At 73.8% G+C, this 20,010-nt stretch carries 1 protein-coding gene; it reads left to right on the top strand.

All coding sequences use genetic code 11. The features are described from left to right. Positions 1-6: 6 nt before the first annotated feature. Positions 7-19,974 carry a non-ribosomal peptide synthase/polyketide synthase gene (locus tag F0L68_RS25275; RefSeq protein ID WP_149852290.1) on the top strand — a complete coding sequence of 6,656 codons (19,968 nt, stop codon included), beginning with the start codon at positions 7-9 and terminating at the stop codon, positions 19,972-19,974. Positions 19,975-20,010: the final 36 nt, after the last annotated feature.

Here is a 20,010-nt window from a genome sequence, read left to right as displayed (position 1 = left end):
AACGTCATGCCGTCGTCGAGACAGAGCCGAATCTCCGCACTGCCGGCCGAGCTCCAGGAGCTGTTGCGCCGCAGGCTCGCCGGCCAGGAGCGGTCGGCCGACACCATCCCGCAGGCCGACCGCTCCGGCCCGATCCCGCTGTCGTACCCGCAGCAGCGCCTGTGGTTCCTCAACGACTTCCGGCCGTCGGGCAACGAGTACAACAGCGCGCTGGCGCTGCGGCTGACCGGCGCGCTGGACGTTGACGCGCTGCGCACGGCGCTCGACCGGTTGGTGGCGCGGCACGAGTCGCTGCGGACGGTCTTCGAGACCGTCGACGGCAGGGGCACGCAGGTCGTCCGGCCGGCCACCGTAGTCGACCTGGTCGTCCTGGCCGCCGCCGACGCGGCGCACGCGGAGCGGCTGCTGTCGGCGGAGTACGCGCGGCCCTTCGACCTCGCCGAGGGCCCGCTGTTCCGGACCATGCTGGTGCGGCAGGGCGAGGACGTGCACGCGCTGCTGCTGACCGCGCACCACATCGTCACCGACGGCTGGTCGATGGGCGTGCTGGTCGACGAGCTAAGCACGCTCTACGGCGCGGCCGTGCGCGGCGCGCCCGCCGGGCTGCCCGAGCCGACGCTCCAGTATGCGGACTTCGCGGTGTGGCAACGAGACCGGCTCTCCGGCGCGACGCTCGACGGCCAGCTGGACTACTGGCAGCGGCAGCTCGCCGGCGTCCGCCCGCTGGACCTGCCGACCGACCGGCCCCGCCCCGCCGTGCGGACCACCGAGGGCGCGGCGCGACGGTTCGCCGTGTCGGCGCGCACCTCGGGGCGGCTGGCCGCGCTCGCAAGGGCGCGGGAGACCACGCTGTTCACCGTGCTGGTCGCGGCCTGCACGGCGCTGTTCGGCCGCTACGCCGGCCAGGACGACGTCGCCGTCGGCACCGTCGTGACCGGGCGCGGCAGACCCGAGCTGGACCGGGTGGTCGGATTCTTCGTGAACACCGTCGTGCTGCGCTCGGCCGTGCCGCGCGCGGCGACCTTCGCCGAGTTCCTCGGCGGCGTCAACGACACCGTGCTGGACGCGTTCGCGCACGACGAGGTGCCCTTCGACCGGATCGTGGACACACTCGGCACCGGGCGGGACGTCAGCCGCAACCCGCTGTTCGACGTGATGGTGTTGCTGCACAACGCACAGCGCGACCTGCCGGCGTTCGAGGGGCTCGACGTGGCGCAGGTCGACCTGTCGCGCCGGTCGGCGATCGTCGACCTCACCGTCGAGTTCCACGAGGGCGCCGACGGGCTCGTCGGCGAGCTGGAGTACAACACGGACCTGTTCGACGCGGCCACCATCGAGCGGATGGCCGGGCACCTCGTGCTGCTGCTGGACGCGATCGCGGCGAACCCGGACCGGCCGGTGTCCGCGCTGCCGATGCTCACCGACGCCGAGCGACACCGCGTGCTGCACGAGTGGAACGGCACCGAGGAACCTCAAGCCACCGCGACGATCCCGACGCTGTTCGAGGAGCGGGCCGCGCGAGCGGGCGCGGCCGGCGCGGTCACCTTCGAGGGCAGCACGATCTCCTACGCCGAGCTGAACGAGCGGGCGAACCGCCTGGCGCACCAGCTGATCCGGCTCGGCGCCGGCCCAGGACGGTTCGTGGCGCTCGCGCTGCCGCGCGGCACGGAACTCGTCGTTGCGATCCTGGCCGTGCTCAAGGCCGGCGCCGCGTACGTGCCGCTCGACCCCGACTACCCGGCCGAGCGCATCGCGCGCACCGTCGCCGACGCCGAACCCGTGCTGCTGCTCACCACCGTCGAGGCCGACCCCGCCGGCGTCGAGGTGCCCAGGCTGGTGCTCGACGCGCCGGAGACCCGCGCGATCCTGGCCGGGCAGCGCGCGGACAACCCGACCGACGCGGACCGCGGTCGGCTGCTGCCCGACCATCCCGCGTACGTGATCTACACGTCGGGGTCGACCGGGACACCCAAGGGTGTCGTCATCCCGCACGGCAACGTGAGCAGGCTGTTGACCGCCACCCGCCGGTGGTTCGAGTTCCGCGCCGACGACGTGTGGACGCTGTTCCACTCCTACGCCTTCGACTTCTCGGTGTGGGAGCTGTGGGGCGCGCTGCTGCACGGCGGCCGGCTCGTCGTGGTGCCGCACAGCGTGTCCCGCTGGCCGGAGGCGTTCCTGCGGTTGCTGGCCGCCGAGCGGGTCACCGTGCTCAACCAGACGCCGTCGGCGTTCTACCAGCTGATGCGCGCCGACGAGGACGCGCCGCAGCTGCGGGCGGACCTGCGGCTGCGGTACGTCGTGTTCGGCGGCGAGGCGCTGGACCTGCGGCGGCTGCGGCAGTGGTACGCGCGGCATCCCGACGACGCGCCCGTGCTGGTCAACATGTATGGGATCACCGAGACCACCGTGCACGTCTCCTATCTCCCGTTGGACGAGCCGGCCGCCGCCTCGGCGGCCGGCAGCGTCATCGGCGTGCCCATCCCGGACCTGCGCGTGTACGTGCTGGACGCGGACCTGCAACCGGTCCCGCCCGGTGTCGCCGGGGAGCTGTATGTGGCCGGCGCCGGCCTGGCGCAGGGCTACCTGAAGCGTCCCGGCCTTACCGCGCAACGATTCACGGCCGACCCGTTCGGCGCGCCCGGCAGCAGGATGTACCGCTCCGGCGACCTGGTCCGCTGGAGCGACGACGGCAGGCTGGAGTACCTGGGCCGGGCCGACCAGCAGGTGAAGATCCGTGGCTTCCGCATCGAGCTCGGCGAGATCGAGGCCGCGCTTGGCGCGCATCCCGCCGTGGCCGAGGCCGTCGTGCTGGCCAGGCCGGCCGCCTCGACCGGCGACGGCGAGCGGCACAACCGCCTGATCGCCTACCTGATTCCCGCGCTCGGCTCGGCGACGCCGAGCGTGACCGAGCTGCGGGACTTCCTCGGCCGGTCGCTGCCGGGACACATGGTGCCGGCCGCGTTCGCGACCGTCGAGGCGTTCCCGTTGAACCGCAACGGAAAGCTCGACCGGGCCGCGCTGCCGGAGCCGGTCGACCCGGCCGGCTCGACCGGCGGGTACCTGGCCCCGCGCACCCCCGTGGAGACCGAACTCGCGGCGGCCTGGGCCGAGGTGCTCGGCGTGCCGAAGGTCGGCGTCGAGGACAACTTCTTCGAACTCGGCGGCGACTCGATCCTCAGCATCCAGGTGGTGTCCCGCTGCCGGCGGGCCGGCCTTCGGTTGACCTCCAAGGACATCTTCCTGCACCAGACGATCGCGACCCTGGCGGCCAACCTTGAACCGGCGGCCGAGGCCGAGATCGCCGACGACGGGCCCGACACCGCGGCCGCGCCGCTCACCCCGATCCAGCGCTGGTTCTTCGAGGGCAGGCGGAATCCGCACCACTACGCGATGTCGCAGGCGATGGAACTGGCCGCCGACGTGGACGGCGACGCGCTGGCGCACGCCGTCGGCGCCCTAGTCGCGCACCATCCCGCGCTGCGGACCCGTTTCGTCCTGGCCGGCGACGAGTGGACCCAGCAGGCCGCGCCGACCGAACCGGCCGACGTGCTCGACCGCGTCGACGTGTCGGAGCTGTCCGGCGCGGCACAGGCGGCCGCGATGGACGCCGCGGCCGTCGCTGCCCAGACCACCCTCGACGTCACCGAGGGCCCGCTGCTGCGGGCGATCCTGTTCGACCGTGGCCGGGAACACCAACCCGTGCTCTTCGTGACCGTGCACCACCTCGCGGTCGACGGCGTGTCCTGGCGGATCCTGCTCGAGGACCTCGCCGTCGCCTACCGGCAGGCGGCCGACGGCCGTCCCGTCGCGCTGGCGTCCGCCGGCACGCCCTACGCGCGCTGGGCGCGGCGGCTGGCCGACCACGCGCGGACCGGCGGCCTCGACGGCGATCTCGACCACTGGACGAGCCAGGCCGGCCGCGCCGTGCCGGACCTGCCCGTCGACCGGACCGGCGCGAACACCGTCGCGTCGACCCGCTCGGTGTCGGTGCGCCTCGGCGCGGCCGACACCGACGCGCTGCTGCACCAGGTGCCCGCCGCGTACCGCACGCAGGTCAACGACGTGCTGCTCAGCGCGCTCGGCCGGGTGTTGGCAGGCTGGACGGGCCGCGAGGACGTGCTCGTGGGCATGGAGGGGCACGGTCGCGAGGAGATCCTCGACCGGGTCGACCTGTCCAGGACGGTCGGCTGGTTCACCACGATGTTCCCGGTCACCCTGAGCGTCCCGGCCGGCGACTGGGGCGCGGTGCTCAAGTCGGTCAAGGAACAGCTGCGCGCGGTGCCGCACCGCGGCCTCGGCCACCAGGCCCTGCGCTACCTGCGGCCCGTCGACGGCCTCGCCGCGCTGCCGAGGATCAGCTTCAACTACCACGGGCAGTGGGATCTCGCCGCTCAGGAGGACGGCCTCTACCGTGGGCGGTTCGACCTCGCCGGCCAGGACCACGACCCCGACGCTGACCGGCCCTACCTGCTGGACGTGACCGGTGTCGTCGCGGCCGGGCAGTTGGAGCTGACCTGGCTGTACTCCGACGAAGTGCACGACGAGGCCACCGTGCGGCGGCTGGCCGAGGACCTGCTGACCGCGCTGCGGGACCTCGTCGCGCACTGCGTCGCCCCCGGTGCCGGCGGCGCGACGCCGTCGGACTTCCCGCTCGTCGACCTCAGCCAGGACGAGGTGGACGAGGTCGTCGGCGACGGCCGCCACGTCGAGGACGTGCTGCCGCTGACGCCGTTGCAGACCGGCATGGTGTTCCACAGCCTGGTCGACGCGGCGACCGGCGCGTACGTCGACCAGGCTCGGCTGCGGATGTCGGGGGTCGGCGACGTCGAGGCGATGGCGACGGCGTGGCAACGCGTGGTCGACCGGACCCCGGTGCTGCGCGGCTGCGTCCGCTGGCAGGGGGTCGCGGAACCGGTGCAGGTGGTGCGCCGCGAGGTCACTCTGCCCGTCGCCCAGCACGACTGGCGCGACCTGTCCGAGGTCGACCGGGACCGCGCGCTCGCCGACCTGATCGCGCGGGACCGCGCGGCCGGCGTCGACCTGGCCGAGCCGCCGCTGATGCGGCTGGCCATCGCCAGGCTCGCCGACGACGAGGTCCTGCTGGTCTGGACGTTCCACCACGTCCTGCTGGACGGCTGGAGCGTCGCGCAGGTGCTCGGCGAGATCTGCGAGCAGTACGCGGCCGTCGTCCGGGGCGAGAATCCCGCCCTGCCGGCCCGCAGGCCCATGCGCGACTACCTGCGCTGGCTGCGCGAGCAGGACCGGGACGAGGCCGAGCGGTACTGGCGGCGGACCCTGGCCGGGCTGGACGCGCCGACCGCGCTGCCCTTCGACCGGGCGCCGACCGAGGCGCACCGCGCGGAGTCGGCGTCCTCGGTGCTCGCGGCCCTGTCCATCGAGCGGTCCGAGCGGCTGCGCCGGGTCGCCGGGCAGAGCGGGCTCACCGTCAACACCATCACCCAGGGCCTGTGGGCGCTGCTGCTGTCCCGGCTCAGCGGGGCGTCGGAGGTCGTCTTCGGCACCACCGTGTCCGGCAGGCCAGCCGAGCTGCCCGGCATCGACTCGATGATCGGCATGTTCATCAACACCGTGCCGGCCAGGGTTTCCGTGCCCGGCGACCGCGCGATCCTGCCGTGGCTGCGGGAACTTCAGGCGGCGCAGACGGAATCCCGCCGGCACGACTTCGTGTCGCTGGCCGAACTACAGAGCTGGAGCGAACTGCCCAGCGGCGTCAACCTGTTCGACAGCATGATGGTGTTCGAGAACTACCCCATCGACGACACCGCGATGGCGGCGGCCGGCCTGCTGGTGCACGAGGTGCGGGCCATCGACACCACCAGCTTCCCGCTCAGCCTGCGCGCCCACCTCGACACCCGCCTGCACGTCGACCTCGCCTACGACCCAAGGCTGTTCGACCGCGGCACGGTCGAGCGGATGGCCGACCAGCTGCTGCTGTTGCTGACGGCCGTCGCCGAGGACCCCGACCGGCCGCTCGACTCGCTGTCGCTGCTCACCGACACCGACCGGCGGCGCGTGCTGGTGGAGTGGAACGACACCGACCGCGACGCGCCGACCGGCACGCTGCCCAAGCTGTTCGCGGCGCAGGCGCGGCGGACCCCGGACGCGCCCGCGGTGCTCGCCGACGGCGTCGCGTTGAGCTACGCCGAACTCGACCGGCGCGCCAACCGGTTGGCGCACCGGCTGATCGCGCTCGGCGTCACCGAGGAGACCCCGGTCGGGGTGCTGCTGACCCGTTCGGTCGGGCTGGTCGTCGCGGAACTCGCGGTGGTCAAGGCGGGCGGCGCGTACGTGCCGCTGGACACGCGCGCGCCGTCGGCGCGGTCGCGGCTGGTGCTCGCCGAGGCGGGCGTCTCGGTCGTGCTGACCGAGGCGGCCCTCGCCGAAACCTGCGCCGAGGTCCACAGTGGACACACGATCCTCGTCGACCGGCAGGCAGTCGACTGGCCGGCACACGAGCCCTCGGTGTCGCTGCACCCGGACAACCTCGCCTACGTGATGTACACGTCCGGTTCCACCGGCACGCCGAAGGGCGTCGCCGTGCGGCACCGCGACGTCGCCGCGCTGGCCTTCGACCGGTCCTTCGACGGCGACGCGCACGACCGGGTGCTGCTGCACTCGCCGCCCGCCTTCGACGCCTCGACCTACGAACTGTGGGTGCCGCTGCTGCGCGGCGGCGCGGTCGTCGTCGCCCCGCAGGGCGACCTCGACGTGGAACTGTTGCGGCGCACCATCGACATGCACGGGGTGACCGCGCTGTGGCTGACCGCGGGGCTGTTCCGGCTGATCGCCCAGGACTCCCCGGACTGCCTCACCGGGATCCACGCGGTGTGGACCGGCGGCGACGTCGTGCCGGCCGCGGCCGTCCGGCAGGTGCTGGCCGCGTGCCCCGGTGTGCTCGTCGTGGACGGCTACGGGCCGACCGAGACCACCACGTTCGTCACCAGCCACCCGATGCCGGACGAGGCGTCCGTGCCGGAGACGGTGCCGATCGGACGACCGCTGGACAACACCAGGATCTACCTGCTGGACGGCGCGCTGCGGCCGGTGCCGGTCGGCGTGCCCGGCGAGGTGTACGCGGCCGGCGCCGGCCTGGCGCGCGGCTACGTCCACAGGCCGGGACAGACCGCCGCCCGGTTCCTGGCCGACCCGTTCGGGCCGGCAGGCGGCCGGATGTACCGCACCGGCGACCTCGGGCGGTGGCACGAGGACGGCACGGTCGAGTTCGTCGGCCGCGCCGACGACCAGGTCAAGATCCGCGGGTTCCGGATCGAGCCGGGCGACGCGGAGGCGGCCCTGCTGGAGCTGCCGGAGGTCGGCCAGGCCGTGGTGACCGTGCGGACCGACGCGCCCGGCGACAAGTACCTCGCCGCCTACGTGGTCCCGGCCGGGGAGGCCGCGCTGGACGCCGCCGAGCTGCGTCGCCTGCTCGGCGGTGCGCTGCCGGACTACCTGATGCCGTCGGTGTTCGTGTTCCTCGACGAGTTCCCGTTGACCCGCAACGGAAAGGTGGATCGCCGCGCCCTGCCGAAGCCGGATCGCGGCGCGGCGGCCCGCGCGGGCTACCTGGCGCCCCGCACCGGCGCGGAACACGCGATCGCGGAGATCTGGGCCGACGTGCTCGGCCTGCCCAGGGTCGGCGTCGAGGACAACTTCTTCGAGCTGGGCGGCGACTCCATCCTCAGCATCCGCGTCGCGTCCCGGCTGCGCGCGGTGTTCGGGGTGAGCCTGTCGCCGCGCGTGGTCTTCACCAACGCGACCATCGCCGCACTCGCCGCCGCCATCACGGCCGAGGAGCCCGACGCGGCCGGAATCGTGCCGGTGGACCGGAACCGCGAGCTGCCGCTGTCCTTCGCGCAGCAGCGACTGTGGTTCCTCAACGAGTTCGCGCCGGACAGCGCCGAGTACGTGACGCGGTTCGCGGTGCGGCTGACCGGGGAGCTGGCCGTGGCCGCCCTGGACACCGCGCTGACCGGGCTGGTCGCGCGGCACGAGTCGCTGCGCACCACCTTCGACGCCGTGGACGGCCGGGCCGTGCAGGTGGTGCGCCCGCCGAGTCCGGTCGCGGCGACCGTGCTCGACCTGACCGGCCACGCCGACCCCGACGCGGAGATCGACCGGATCCTGGCCGAGGAGAACGGCAGGCCGTTCGACCTTGGCGAGGGGCCGCTGCTGCGGGTCCTGCTGCTGCGGCTGGACGACCGGACGCACGTGCTGAACCTGGCGCTGCACCACGTGGTCACCGACGGCTGGTCGATGAGCCTGCTGGTGCGCGAACTGGGCGCGCTGTACGGGGCCGCGCTGCGCGGCGAGGCCGCCGACCTGCCCGCGCTGCCCGTCCAGTACGCGGACTTCGCGGTGTGGCAACGCGAACAGTCCGCCGTCGAGGACCGGCTGCCCTACTGGATCGGCCAGCTGGCCGGGGTGTCGCCGCTGGAGCTGCCGACCGACCGGCCGCGCCCCGCCGTGCGCACCTCGACCGGCGCGCTGCACGAGTTCGTGCTGCCCGCCGAGGTGACCGCGCGGCTGAAGGCGTTGGGCGGCCGGCAGGACGGCACCCTGTTCATGACGCTGGTCGCCGCCTGCCAGGCGCTGCTGCACCGCTGGTCCGGGCAGGACGACCTCACCGTCGGCACCGTCGTGTCCGGTCGTGAACGCCCCGAACTCGCCGGGCTGATCGGCTTCTTCGTCAACACGCTCGTGCTGCGCGCGCGCCCATCGGGCGATCGGGGCTTTGGCGAGTTCCTCGCCGAGGTGCGGGACACCGTGCTGGCCGCGTTCGCGCACCAGGACGTCCCGTTCGAGCGAATCGTGGACGAGGTCCACCCCGTCCGCGACACGAGCCGCAACCCGCTGTTCGACGTCATGGTGCTGTTGCAGAACACGGAGTTCCGGACCGAGGCGGAACCCGCGCTGGCCGGCCTGCGGATGGCGGACGTCACGCTGCCGGTGACGACGTCGACCTGCGACCTCACCATGGAGTTCCGCGAGCAGGACGGCGCGCTGCGCGCCTCGCTGACCTACAACCCCGACCTGTTCGACGCCGGCACCATCGCCGCCCTCGCCGGGCATCTCTCCGTGCTGCTGACCGGAATCGCCGCCGACCCCGACCGCGCCATCGCGGACCTGCCGCTGCTGACCGACGACGAGCGGCGGCGGGTGCTGGTCGACTGGAACGACACCGCGCGCGAAGTGCCGGCGACGACCCTGCCCGAGCTGCTCGCCGACCAGGCGCGGCGCACGCCGGACCGCACCGCCCTGGTCCACCGGGACACCGAGCTGACCTTCGGCGCGCTGACCGACCACGTCAACCGGCTCGCCAGGCACCTGGTGGCGTTGGGTGTCGGGCCGGAACGGCTGGTGGCGCTCGCCCTGCCGCGCTCGGCCGAGCTCGTCGTCGCGCTGCTCGCGGTGCTGAACGCGGGCGGCGTCCACCTGTACGTCGACCCTGCGCTGCCCGCCGAGCGGATCTCGTTGCTGCTGCGCGACGCCGAACCCGCGCTGGTGCTCACCGTCGCCGACGGCCCGGTAGTGCCAGGTGACGCGCCGCACCTCGTGCTGGACGACCCGGACACCGAGGCGACGATCGGGCGGCTGCCGGCCGTCGACCTCACCGACGCGGACCGGCTCGGCGCGCTGCGGCCCGACAACGCCGCGTACGTCATCTACACCTCGGGCTCGACCGGGCGCCCCAAGGGCGTCGTGGTGGAACACGGTGCCCTGGTGAACCTCCTGGTCGACCACCGCGCCTCGTGGGGCCTGACCGGCGAGCCGCTGCGGGTCGCGCTGACGGGCGTGTTCTCCTTCGACACGTCGTGGGAGGGCATCCTCCTGATGGCCGACGGCCACGAGCTGCACCTCGTCGACGACGCCGTGCGGCTGGACCCCGACGCGCTGGTCGACCACGTTGCGCGGCACTGGATCGACGTCGTCAACGTCACCCCGACCTATCTGCGCCAGCTGCTGCCGGCCGGCCTGCTGACCGCCGAACACCGGCCGAGGATCCTGCTCGTCGGCGGCGAGGCCGTCGGCCAGGACCTGTGGCAGGAGCTGTCCGATGTCCCCGGCACCGCCTGCCACAACCTCTACGGGCCAACGGAATGCGCCGTCGACGCGCTGTCCTGCCCGGTCGGCGAGGTCGCGCGGCCGGCGATCGGCCGACCGCTCGGCAACCTCCGCGCCCACGTGCTGGACGCGCGGTTGCGCCCGGTGCCGGTCGGCGTGCCCGGCGAGCTGTACCTGGCCGGCGACCAACTGGCCAGGGGCTACCTCGACCGGCCCGGCCTGACCGCGGAACGCTTCGCGCCCAACCCGTTCGGGCCGCCCGGCAGCCGCATGTACCGCACCGGCGACCGCGCCAGGTGGACCTCGGCCGGCGTGCTCGAATACCTCGGCCGGTCCGACGACCAGGTCAAGGTGCGCGGGTTCCGCGTCGAACCCGGCGAGATCGAGGCCGCGCTGCTGCGCAGGCCGGGGATCGCCGAGGCCGTCGTGGTGGCCAGGGACAGCGACGGCGGGCACCGCCGGCTGGTGGCCTACCTGGTGGCCGAGCGGGACCTGGACACCGAGGCGGTGCGGGCCGGCCTGCGCCGCGAGCTGCCCGACTACCTGGTGCCCTCTGTGTTCGTGCCGCTCGACCGGCTTCCGTTGACACCAAGCGGAAAGGTGGACCGCCGCGCGCTGCCCGCCCCCGACGCGCCGACCCCGACCGACCACGAGCACGTGCCCCCGCGCACCGAGCCGGAACGGGTGCTCGCCGAGGTCTGGGCGCAGGTCCTGGACGTGCCGCGAGTCGGCGTGCTGGACAACTTCTTCGCCCTCGGCGGCGACTCGATCCTCAGCATCCAGATCGTGGCCAAGGCGCGGCAGGCCGGGCTTTCCCTGTCCTCCAAGGACATCTTCCTGCACCAGACCATCGCCGACCTCGCCGTGAGCATCGACCTGACACCCGCCTCTGCCGGGCACCTCGCCGAGGTTCCCGCCGGGCCAGCGCCGCTCACCCCGATCCAGCGGTGGTTCCTGCACGACGACACCGAGCACCCGGACCACTTCACCCAGTCGCTGCTGCTCGACCTCGCCGAGGACCTCGACGCGGACGCGCTGGCCGCCGCCGTCGCGGCGGCCGTCGAACGGCACGAGGCGCTGCGCACCAGGTTCGTCCGTGTCGACGGCCAGTGGCTCCAGGAGGTCGAGGCGACCGAGGCCGCCGAGGTGTTCCGCCGCGTCGACCTGTCCGCGCTGGCTGAGGACGACCGGTCGGCCGCGCTGCGCGAGCACGCCGTCGCGGCGCAGACCGCCCTTGACGTCGTGGACGGGCCGCTGCTGCGCGGCACGCTGTTCGACCTGGGGCACGGGCGGTTCCGGCTGTTCCTCGCCGTGCACCACCTCGTCGTCGACGGGGTGTCCTGGCGGATCCTGCTCGGCGACCTGGAGGCCGGCTACGACGCGGCCCGGCACAGTAGGCCGATCGAGCTGGCGCCGGTCGGTACCTCGCTCGCGCACTGGGCGCACCGGCTGGCCGAGCACGTGCGGGCCGGCGGCCTCGACGCGGACCTGCCGCACTGGCGCGCCGTGGCGGCGGCTCCCGTCGACCTGCCGGTCGATGCGACCGGACCGAACACCGTGTCGTCCACCAGATCGGTGACGGTGCGGCTGGACACCGCGGCCACCGACGCGTTGCTGCACCAGGTTCCCGGCGTCTATCGCACCCAGGTCAACGACGTCCTGCTGGCCGCCCTCGGGCGGGCGCTCGCGACGTGGACCGGGCGGGACACCACGGCGGTGACGCTCGAGGGCCACGGCCGTGAGGAACTCCTCGACGGCGTCGACCTGTCCCGCACGGTCGGCTGGTTCACCACCCAGTTCCCGGTGCCGCTGACCGCAACCCCCGACCTTGGCTGGGGCGAACTCCTCAAGTCCGTCAAGGAACAGCTGCGCGCGGTGCCCAACCGCGGCCTCGGCCACGACGCGTTGCGGGACCTGTTGCCGCCCGCCGAGCAACCACGGATCTCCTTCAACTACCACGGCCAGTGGGACGCCGCGGGCGCCGGCACCGGCCTGGTCCGCGCGCAGTCTGCCGGCGTCGGGCAGGACCGGGCGCCCGACGCCACCTGCCCGTACCTGCTCGACGTCGTCGGCGGCGTCGAGGGCGGCGAGCTGGTGTTGAGCTGGCAGTACTCCATCGGCGCGCACACCGAGGACACCGTGCGAAGGCTGGCCGTCGGCATGGTGGACGCGCTGCGGTCGATCGTCGCGCACTGCGCCGAACCGGAGGCTGGCGGGCGCACGCCGGCCGACTTCCCGCTCGCGCGCCTCGACCAGTCCACTGTGGACACCCTGGTCGGGAACGGCCGCGAGGTCGTCGACGTGTACCCGCTAACGCCGTTGCAGGCCGGCATGATGTTCCACAGCCTCAGCGACACCGAGACCGGCGCGTACGTCAACCAGCTCCGGCTGACCCTGTCCGGGATCGCCGACCCCGCCGCGCTGGCCACCGCCTGGCAGCGCACGGTGGACCGCGCACCCGTGCTGCGCAGCCGCGTCGCCTGGCAGGGCGTGCCGACCCCGCTCCAGGTGGTGCTGCGGCGCGTCGAGGTGCCCGTCACCCACCACGACCTGCGTGCCCTGCCGCCAGAGGAACAGGCGAGCCGGCTGGCCGGCCTCGTGGCGGCGGACCGGGCCGCCGGGCTGGACCCCGCCGAGGATCCGCTGCTGCGGCTGGTGGTCGTGGCGCTCGCCGACGACGTGGTGCAGCTGATCTGGACCACGCACCACCTCGCGCTGGACGGCTGGAGCACCGCGCAGGTCTTCGCCGAGGTGTGCGAGCAGTACGCGGCCGTCGTCGGCGGCCGCGCGCCGCAGCTGCCGCCGAGGCGACCGTTCGCCGACTACCTGCGCTGGCTGGCCGGCCAGGACCAGCGGGCGGCTGAGGAACACTGGCGGACGCTGCTCGCCGGCGTCACCGCGCCGACCGCGCTGCCCTACGACCGGCAGCCCAGGGAGGAGCACCGGGCCGAATCCGCCGCGCGGACCGCGGTCGTGTTGTCCGCCGACCGCACCGGCCGGCTCCAGCGCACCGCGCGGCGCATCGGCGTCACCGTCAACACGCTCGTGCAGGGCGCGTGGGCGCTGCTGCTGGCCGGTCACAGCGGCGACCGCGAGGTCGTGTTCGGCGGCACGGTCTCGGGCCGGCAGGCCGATCTGCCCGGGGTCGAGTCGATGATCGGCCTGTTCATCAACACGGTGCCGACCAGGGTCTCCGTCGACGGCGGCCGGGACATCGCCGGTTGGCTGCGCGACCTCCAGGCGGCGCAGAGCGAGTCGCGGCGCTACGAGTACGTGCCGCTGGTGCGGATCCAGCGCGTCAGCGATGTGCCGGCCGGCACCGGACTGTTCGACAGCATCCTGGTGTTCGAGAACTACCCGTTCGACGAGCACGCGATGACCGAGGCCGGCCTGCGGGTGACCGAGGTGACCTCGGCCGACACCACCAACTTCGCCATCACCGTGCGGGCCTACCTGGACGACCGGCTGCACCTCGACCTCGACTACGACCCGGCGCTGTTCGACGCGGCCACCGCGGACCGCCTCGCCGGGCACCTCGGCGCCCTGCTGGAGGGCATCGCCGAGGAGGACGGCGGGATCGTGGCCGGCCTGTCGATGCTGACCGAGGCGGAGCGGCGCACGATCCTGGTGGAGCGCAACGACACCGACCGCGACCTGCCCGACGCGACCATCCCGGAGCTGTTCGCCGCCCAGGTGGCCGCCGCGCCGGAGGCCGTCGCGGTGCGCGCCGACGGCGTCGCGCTGACCTACGCCGAACTCGACGCCGCGACCGACCGGCTCGCCGCCCGGCTGGTCCGGCTCGGGGTGCGGCCGGAGGACCGCGTCGGGCTGCTGCTCGACCACTCGGTCGACCTCGTCGTGGCCGAGCTGGCGGTGGCGAAGTCGGGCGGGGTGTACCTGCCGCTGGACCTGCGCGCGCCGCGCGAGCGGATGCGGGACGTGCTCGCGGACGCGCGCGCGTCCGTGCTACTCACCGACGGCATCCGCGCCGACCTCGCCAGTGAGGTCCACAATGGACATTGCGTGATCGTTGCGGAGCAAGGGGAAGAGCTCGCGCTGCCGGAGGTGGCGCTGCATCCGGACAACCTGGCGTACGTCATGTACACCTCGGGTTCGACCGGCACACCGAAGGGCGTCGCCGTGCGGCACCGCGATGTCACGGCGCTGGCCAGGGACCGGCGGTTCGCCGGAGGAGCGCACGACCGGGTGCTGCTGCACTCGCCGCTCGCGTTCGACGCGTCCACCTACGAGCTGTGGGTGCCGCTGCTGACCGGCGGCTGCGTCGTGGTGGCCCCGCAGGGCGACCCCGACCCGGCCGCACTGCGCCGGGTGATCGCGGAGCACGGCGTGACGGCGCTGTGGCTGACCGCCGGGCTGTTCCGGATGGTCGCGCAGGAGGATCCCGACTGCCTGCGCGGGGTCCGCGAAGTGTGGACCGGCGGCGACGTCGTCCCGCCCGACGCGGTGCGCCGGGTGCTGGCCGCCTGCCCAGGGCTGGTGGTGGTCGACGGCTACGGCCCGACCGAGACGACGACCTTCGCCACCGCGGGCCGGCTCGTCGCAGCCGACACCGTGCCCGACCCGGTGCCCATCGGCGAACCCCTTGACAACCAACGGATCTACCTGCTGGACCGCGACCTTCGGCCGGTGCCGCTCGGCGCGCCCGGCGAGCTCTACCTCGCCGGAGCGGGCTTGGCCAGGGGCTACCTGGACCGGCCCGGCCTGACCGCGCAACGGTTCGTCGCCTGCCCGTTCGGGACCCCGGGCGCGCGCATGTACCGCACCGGTGACCTGGCGCGCTGGCGCGGCGGCTACCTCGAGTTCCTCGGCCGCGCGGACGACCAGGTGAAGGTGCGCGGCTTCCGCGTCGAGCCCGGCGAGATCGAGGCCGCGCTGCTGGCCGACCCAGCCGTCGCGGACGTCGCCGTCGTGGTGCGCGAGGACCTGCCGGGCGTGAAGCGCGTCGTCGCCTACGTCCTCCCGGCCGGCGACCTCGTGCCGGCCGAGCTGCGGACCAAGGCCGCCGCGCGCCTGCCCAGCTACCTGGTGCCGGACGCGGTCGTCGCGCTGGCCGAGTTCCCGTTGAACCGCAACGGAAAGCTCGACCGGAACGCGCTGCCGGCGCCGGATCGGGACGCGAGCGCCACGGCCGCCTACGTCGAGCCGCGCACCGCCGAGGAACGCGCCGTGGCGCGGGTGTGGGCCGACGTGCTCGACGTCGAACGGGTCGGCGCGGAGGACAACTTCTTCGAACTCGGCGGCGACTCCATCCTCAGCATCCGGCTTGCCGCGCGGCTGCGCGAGGAGTTCGGCGTGCCGCTGTCGCCGCGCGCCGTGTTCACCGACCGCACCGTTGCGAGGCTGGCGGAGACGCTGGCCGCGAGACTGGCGGCCGAGCCCGGCGCGTCGACGTTGGCCATCCGCCCGGTGCCACGCAACGGCGACCTGCCGCTGTCCTTTGCCCAGCAACGGATGTGGTTCCTCGACGAATTCGACCCCGGCGGGTCCGCCTACCTGACCGCGCTCGCCCTGCGGCTGCGCGGCGACCTGCGGCCCGAGGCGCTCGCCGACGCGCTGACCGGCCTGGTCGCGCGGCACGAGTCGCTGCGCACCACCTTCGATGCCGTCGACGGGCGGGGCGTGCAGACCGTGCACCCGCCTCGGCCGGTGCCGCTGCCCGTGCTCGACCTGACCGGCCTGCCCGAGCCCGACCGCGCGGCCGAACTCGACCGCGTCCTCACCGAGCAGGGCACCGAGCCGTTCGACCTCCGGCGCGGCCCGCTGCTGCGGGTGCGGCTGATCAGGCTGGCCGAGGACGAGCACGTGTTCACCCTGGTGCTGCACCACATCATCACCGACGGCTGGTCCGTCGGCCTGCTGGTCGGGGAACTCGGCGCGCACTACGACGCCGCGACGCGCGGCAGCGCGGGCGACCTGCCCACGCTGCCGGTGCAGTACGCGGACTTCGCCGTGTGGCAACGGGAACTGCTCTCCGGCGCGGCGCTGGACGACCAGCTCGGCTACTGGCGGGACACGCTCGCCGACCTCGGATCGCTTGAGCTGCCGACGGACCGGCCCCGGCCGCCGGTGGCGACCAGGGCCGGCGCGTCGCTCGACTTCGACGTGCCCGACACCGTCACCGCGCGGCTGCGGGAACTCGGCCACGCACACGACTGCACGCTGTTCACCGTCCTGGTCGCCGCCTGCCAACTGCTGCTGCACCGGTGGTCCGGGCAGGACGACATCGCCGTCGGCACGGCCGTCGCCGGCCGCGACCACCCCGGCCTGGAACACCTGGTTGGGCTGTTCGTGAACACCGTCGTGCTGCGGTCCAGGATCGACGGCGGACGCACGTTCGCCGAGTTCCTCGACCAGTTGCGGGAGACCGTGCACGGCGCGTTCGACCACCAGGACGTGCCGTTCGAGCGGCTGGTCGACGAGCTGCAACCCACCAGGGACACCAGCAGAACCCCGTTGTTCCAGGCCATGGTGGTGTTGCAGAACACGCCGAGGCAAACGCCGACGCTGGCCGGGCTCGACGTGTCCGACGTCGAACTGCCGAGGATCGCGGCCAACTTCGACGTGACCGTCGAGTTCCACGAGCTGGCCGGCGGGCTGCGCGGGGCGCTGACCTACAACACCGACCTGTTCGACGCGGCCACCATGCGGCGCATGGTCCGGCACCTCAAGGCGCTGCTGGACGCCGTCATCGCGGAACCGGATCGCCCGCTGCGCGCGAGCGAGCTGCTGCCGGCCGACGAACGCGACCGCGTCCTGCTCGCCTGGAACGACACCGACCACGACGTGCCGGCCGTCCTGTTGCCGGAGCTGTTCGAGGATCGGGTGCGGCGCGACCCCGACGCGCCCGCCGTGCTGTTCGACGGCCGCGAGCTGAGCTTCGCCGAGCTGAACGGCCGGGCGAACCGGTTGGCGCACGCGCTGATCGCGCGCGGCGCCGGACCCGAGCGGATCGTGGCGCTGCTGCTGCCCCGCTCGGTCGACCTGATCGTCGCGGAGCTGGCGGTGCTCAAGGCTGGCGCGGCGTTCCTGCCCGTCGACCCGGCCTACCCGCCCGCCCGCATCGCGGCGATGCTCGCCGACGCGCGGCCCGTGCTGCTGCTGACCACCGGTGGCACGGAGGTCGCCGACGCGGACACCGAGGTGCTGTTCGTCGACGCGCCCGACCTGCTCGCCGGGCTGTCCGAGCAGAACCCGACCGGCGTCGGGCTGCTCGCGGACCACCCCGCCTACGTGATCTACACCTCGGGCTCCACCGGACGCCCCAAGGGCGTGCTGGTCCCGCACGCCGGCCTGGCCGGCTTCGCCGAGGCCGAGGCGGACCACTTCGCCGTGGCGGCGGGGGATCGGGTGCTGGAGTTCTCCTCGCCGAGCTTCGACGCCTCGGTGCTCGAGCTGTGCATGTCGCTGCCGGCCGGCGCGGTGCTGGTCGTGCCGCCCGAGGGCCCGCTGCTCGGCCGGCAACTCGCCGAGGTGCTGCGCGCTGGCCGCGTCACGCACGCGCTGATCCCGCCAGCCGCGCTGGCCACCGTGCCCGACACGGACCTGCCCGACCTGCGCACCCTGGTGGTCGGCGGCGAGGCGTGCACCGAGGAACTCGCGGCCCGCTGGGCGCGGGGCCGCCAGATGATCAACGCCTACGGCCCCACCGAGTCGACCGTCGTGACCGCGTGGAGCGAACCCCTGACCGGCGACGGGATCCCGCCGATCGGCAGGCCCATCCGGAACACCAGGGTGTACGTGCTCGACGCCGAGCTGCGCCCGACGCCGATCGGCGTGCCCGGCGAGCTGTACGTGGCAGGCGGCCAACTGGCCCGCGGCTACCTCAACCGTCCTGGGCTGACCGCGGAACGGTTCGTGGCCTGCCCGTTCGGGGCGGCGGGCGGCCGCATGTACCGCACCGGCGACGTGGTCCGCTGGACGGTCGACGGCGTGCTGGAGTTCATCGGCCGCGCCGACCACCAGGTCAAGATCCGCGGCTTCCGGATCGAGCCGGGCGAGGTGGAGGCCGCGCTGCTGCGGCACACCGACCTCGCCGAGGCCGTCGTGCTGGCGCGGCGCACCGACACCGGGCATGCCCGCCTGGTTGCCTACGTCGTCGGCGCCGCGGGCTCCTCGGTGCCGGTGGTGGCCGAGCTGCGCGAGTTCCTCGGCCGCTCGCTGCCGGACTACCTGGTGCCGTCGGTGTTCGTCCCGTTGGACGCGCTCCCGCTGAGCCCCAACGGAAAGCTGGACCGCGACGCGCTGCCCGAGCCGGGTCCCGTCGAGGTCGTCGAGGCGGCGTACGTCGCGCCGGAGAGCGAGACCGAGCGGACCATCGCGGAGATCTGGGCGAGCGTGCTCGGGCTCGGCAAGGTGGGCAGGCTGGACAACTTCTTCGAGCTGGGCGGCGACTCCATCCTCAGCATCCAGGTGGTGTCGCGGGCGCGAACCGCCGGCATCGGCATGACCGCCAAGGACCTGTTCACGCATCCGACCGTCGCGGCGCTGGCGCAGGTCGTCACCGAGGTGTCGGACGGGCCGGGCGAGCAGGCCGAGGTCGTCGGCCCGGTGCCGCTGACCCCGATCCAGCACTGGTTCTTCGACACGCACCAGACGAACCCACAGCACTTCAACCAGTCCGCGCTGGTGGCGCTGGTCGACGGCCCGGACGAGGCCGCCCTGCAACGCGCCCTCGACGCGGTGCTCGCCCAGCACGACGCGCTGCGCCTGCGGTTCGAGCGCGTCGACGGCGAGTGGCGGCAGCACAACGAGCCCGCGACGGCCTCGGTGCCGCTGGACCGGCACGACCTGAGCTACGCAGACAACGGCTCGCGCGAGTCGGCCATGGAGAAGATCGCCGACGACCTGCACGCGAGCCTCGACCTCGGCTCGGGACCGCTGCTGCGGGCAGCGCTGTTCGGACCCGGCGGCGGGCAGGGCCACCACCTGTTCCTCGCCGCACACCACCTGGTGATGGACGGCGTGTCCTGGCGGATCCTGTTGGCGGACCTGGACATCGCCTACCAGCAGGCCGCGCGCGGCGAACAGATCACGCTCGGCGCCAAGTCCACCTCGTTCCGGGACTGGTCGCGGCGGCTCGCCGAGCACGCGGCGACCGGCGGCTTCGACGAGGAACTGGCGCACTGGACCGACGCGGCCGGCGGCGGCGAACTGCCCGTCGACCACGCGCCGACCGGCCCGGCGCGGCCGGCGGGCACGGTGTCGGTGCAGCTGGGCGCCGAGGACACCGAGGCGCTGCTGCGCGGCGCGCCGGCCGCCTACCGCACCCGCATCAACGACGTGCTGCTCGGCGGCCTGGCGTGGGCGCTGGCGCGGTGGACCGGCCGCGCGTCGGTGTCCGTCGAACTGGAGGGGCACGGCCGCGAGGAGATCTTCGACGGCGTCGACCTGTCCAGGACCGTCGGCTGGTTCACCACCATGTACCCGGTCGCCCTCGACGTGCCCGACCAGGACGGATCCGACTGGCGCACGCTGATCAGGTCGGTGCGCCGGCAGCTGCGGGCCGTGCCGGGCAACGGCCTTGGCTACGGCGCGCTGCGCTACCTCGGGTCGCCCGCCGCGCGCGAGCGGCTGGCCGGCGGCACCGGCCCGCAGATCGCGTTCAACTACCTCGGCCAGTGGGACGGCCCAGCCGAGGACGAGGGGCGCGGCCTGCTGCGCGGCACGCCCTCCGCGTTCGGCCAGGACCACGACCCTGCCGACCGGGCGGGCCACCTGCTGGAGGTCGTCGGCGGCGTGTCGGGCGGCCAACTCGGGTTCGCCCTGTTCTACCAACCGGACGTGCACGACCTGGCGACGGTGCGGTCCGTGGCCGACGACTTCGCGGCGGCGCTACGGGCCATCGCGCGGGACTGCCGGGGCACCTCGTGACCGCGGGAAGCCAATGCCGCCGAGGCGGCCGACCCA

The organism is Solihabitans fulvus (assembly GCF_008386585.1).
GTDB classification, from domain to species: Bacteria; Actinomycetota; Actinomycetes; order Mycobacteriales; family Pseudonocardiaceae; genus Solihabitans; species Solihabitans fulvus.
This window is presented reverse-complemented; position numbering and strand designations above follow the sequence as displayed.